The sequence below is a fragment of the Sandarakinorhabdus rubra genome, assembly GCF_010994245.1.
GTDB classification, from domain to species: Bacteria; Pseudomonadota; Alphaproteobacteria; order Sphingomonadales; family Sphingomonadaceae; genus Sandarakinorhabdus; species Sandarakinorhabdus rubra.
In genome coordinates this window covers 1-2,896 of record NZ_WMHO01000275.1, presented here as the reverse complement: position 1 = coordinate 2,896, position 2,896 = coordinate 1, and the positions used below count along the sequence as shown (strand labels likewise).

Here is a 2,896-nt window from a genome sequence, read left to right as displayed (position 1 = left end):
GGTTCGAGGCCGTGCTCGACCTGGGCGGGCCAGCGCCGGTCTGGCCGGGCGCGGTGCGGGCCGTGGTGGCGGCGGGCGATGCTGATGGTGCGGGCGAGCAAAAGGGCCTGGCCGTGGTGGCAGATGAGGCGTGCCTGCCCTTTGCCGGCGGCGCCTTCGATCTGGTCGTTTCGGCTGGCGCGCTGACGACGGTGAACGATCTGCCCGGCGCACTGGCCGGCATCCGGCGGGTGCTGCGGCCCGATGGCCTGCTGCTGGCGGCGTTCGTCGGCGGCATGAGCCTGGTGGAGTTGCGCGCCTGCCTGCTGGAGGCCGAAGCTGCCATCACCGGCGGCGCCGGCAGCCACACCGCGCCGATGGTGGAAGCGCAAGCGGCGGCCGGCCTCCTGACGCGCGCCGGCCTGGTGATGCCCGTCGTGGATATCGACCGGGTGACACTGCGCTATGGCAGCCTGTTCGACCTGTTCGCCGATCTCACCGCCATGGGCGCGCGATCGGTGCTGGCCGAGCGCAGGCCGCTGCGCCGCGACGTCCTGATGGACGCCGCCCGCCGTTTCGCCGCGATGGCGGATGCTGACGGCAAGACCGGCGTAACCGTGGAGATCCTGCACCTAGCCGCTTGGGCCCCAGGCACCCCTCAGCCCGCACGGTGACTTTGACTCTCCCGTCTCCTGTGCCCTAGGCTTGTGGCATGGCCGCTGCCGCAACCTATCTCGTCGTCATCGACGACAGCCCCGAAAGCCGGGTGGCGATGCAGTTCGCGGTGCGCCGCGCCGCCCACGTCGATGCCGAGGTGACGCTGGCGAGCGTCGTTGACATCGCGGGTTTCCTGCATTTCGGCGCCGTCCAGTCGGCCATGGCGGCACAGGCGCGCGGCGAGGCCGAGGCGTTGCTGGCGCAATGCGCCGCCGAGGCCGAGGCGATGGGCGGCCGGCGCCCTGCAACCTGCGTTCTGGAGGGCGATCCGCCGGCCGCCGTGCTGGCCTTCGTGCGCGACAATCCCGGCATACGGGCGCTGGTACTGGGCACAGCGGCCAAGGGCAGCCCGGGGCCGTTGGTGGGCTATTTCGCCAGCGAACGCGCCGGCAGCCTGCCATGCATCCTGATGCTGGTTCCGGGCGGCTTGGACGCGGGCCGGCTGGAAACGCTGGCCTGACCTAAAGCGGACAATAGTTGTCGTAATTCCCTTGAAGCCGGCGCGCGGCTGCGCCATATCGACGGCACGTCCTGCCACGAGGCCCGCCGATGTTCATCGAAACCGAACAGACTCCCAATCCGATGACGCTGATGTTCCGTCCCGGTCGCACCGTGACCGGTGGCGACGGGGTCGACATTGCCGATGCGCAGGCGGCCGAGGCCTCGCCGCTGGCCAGCGCGCTGTTTGCGCTTGGCGATGTGGACCGGGTGTTCTTCGGTCATGATTTCGTCTCGGTCACCCGCAATCCGGCCGGGGCCGACTGGCCGGCGCTGAAACCGCAGATCCTTGGCGCGCTGGTCGATCATTTCACCAGCGGGGCGCCGCTGTTCACTGGAGAGGTGACGCAGGCCACCCTCGACGATGATCCGGCCGATGCCGAGATCGTCATGCAGATCCGCGAACTGATCGAAACGCGCGTGCGCCCCCAGGTGGCTGAGGATGGCGGCGACATCGTCTATCGCGGCTTTCGCGAGGGCACCGTGTTCCTCGAGATGCAGGGCGCCTGTTCCGGTTGCCCGTCGAGCACGATGACCCTGAAGATGGGCATTGAATCCCTGCTCAAATATTATGTGCCCGAAGTGACCGAAGTCAGGGCAGTCTGAACCATGACGCCCGCCCTGGATGACGCCGCGCTGGCGCAGCTCTTCACTGCGGCCCGCACCCGTTATGGCTGGGACGATACGCCGATGGGCGAGGCCGATCTGCGGGCGATCTATGATCTGGCCAAGATGGGCCCCACATCGGCCAACAGCTCGCCGGCGCGGTTCATCTTCTGCCACACGCAGGAGGCGCGCGAACGGCTGGCCGCCTGTGTAAGCGAGAGCAACCGCGCCAAGCTGCTGGCCGCCCCGGCGACGGTGATCATCGGCTTTGACACACTATTCTATGATCGCCTGCCGCAGCTGTTCCCGCATGCCGATGCCAGGAGCTGGTTTTCGGGAAATCCGACGGTGGCGCGTGAAACGGCGTTCCGCAATGCGTCGCTGCAGGGCGCCTGGCTGATCATGGCGGCGCGCGCGCTGGGGTGGGACACGGGCCCGATGTCGGGCTTTGACAAGGCGGCGGTGGATGCCGCGTTCTGGGCCGGCACCTCGGTGGAGACCAACTTCATCTGCTCGCTGGGGCGCGGCACCGATGCCGGCCTGTTCCCGCGCCTGCCCCGGCTTTCCTTTGAGGAAGCCGCCCGCATCCTGTAACGGGCGCGGGTGACCATAACCAACCCGTCCGCCGGCCAGTGGCTGGCGCTGTCCACCTCGTCGCCGGCACTGTCGCTGGCGCTCGGCGATGGTGAACAGCTGCTGGCGCGCGATCATCGTCTGATCGGGCGCGGCCATGCCGAGGCGTTGCTGCCGGCCGTGGCGGCGCTGCTCGCCGGGCGACGTCCGGCACGGATCCTCGTCGATATCGGGCCGGGCAGCTATACCGGCATCCGCATCGGCATTGCCGCTGCCCGTGCGCTGGGGCTGGCGTGGGGCGTGCCCGTCGCCGGCATCTCGGCACTGTCGCTGGTCGCGGCGCAGGCCTTTGCCGATGATCCCGACCTGGAGGCTGTAATGGCGCTGATCGACGCCGGGCGCGGCCGGGCCGCCGGCGCGATTCTGGGACGCGACCTGGTGGCGCGCGATGTGCAGCCGGTGGACATTGTGCCGTCAGGCATCGCAGTGGCCGGCGCCGGGGCCGCACTGGTGCCGGGCGCCC

The 2,896-nt window shown here is 69.5% G+C and carries 5 protein-coding genes; all 5 read left to right on the top strand.

Translation table 11 applies throughout. From position 1 onward, the window contains the following. A partial coding sequence (locus tag GJV64_RS13245) for a class I SAM-dependent methyltransferase (RefSeq protein ID WP_164157812.1) occupies nt 1-653 on the top strand: 653 nt, incomplete at its 5' end. A 38-nt stretch (nt 654-691) separates the two neighbouring features. After that, nucleotides 692-1,156: a universal stress protein gene (locus tag GJV64_RS13240; protein ID WP_164157811.1), complete on the top strand. Its 465-nt coding sequence runs from the start codon at nt 692-694 to the stop codon at nt 1,154-1,156. 89 nt (nt 1,157-1,245) lie between these two features. Beyond that, on the top strand, nt 1,246-1,800 hold the full coding sequence (locus GJV64_RS13235) for a NifU family protein (RefSeq protein ID WP_164157808.1): 555 nt from the start codon (nt 1,246-1,248) through the stop codon (nt 1,798-1,800). A gap of 3 nt (nt 1,801-1,803) precedes the next feature. Next, nucleotides 1,804-2,394: a malonic semialdehyde reductase gene (locus GJV64_RS13230; protein ID WP_164157806.1), complete on the top strand. Its 591-nt coding sequence runs from the start codon at nt 1,804-1,806 to the stop codon at nt 2,392-2,394. A gap of 9 nt (nt 2,395-2,403) precedes the next feature. Next, nucleotides 2,404-2,896 (top strand): tRNA (adenosine(37)-N6)-threonylcarbamoyltransferase complex dimerization subunit type 1 TsaB (gene tsaB / locus GJV64_RS13225; protein ID WP_235927757.1); only part of this gene is annotated, 493 nt, incomplete at its 3' end.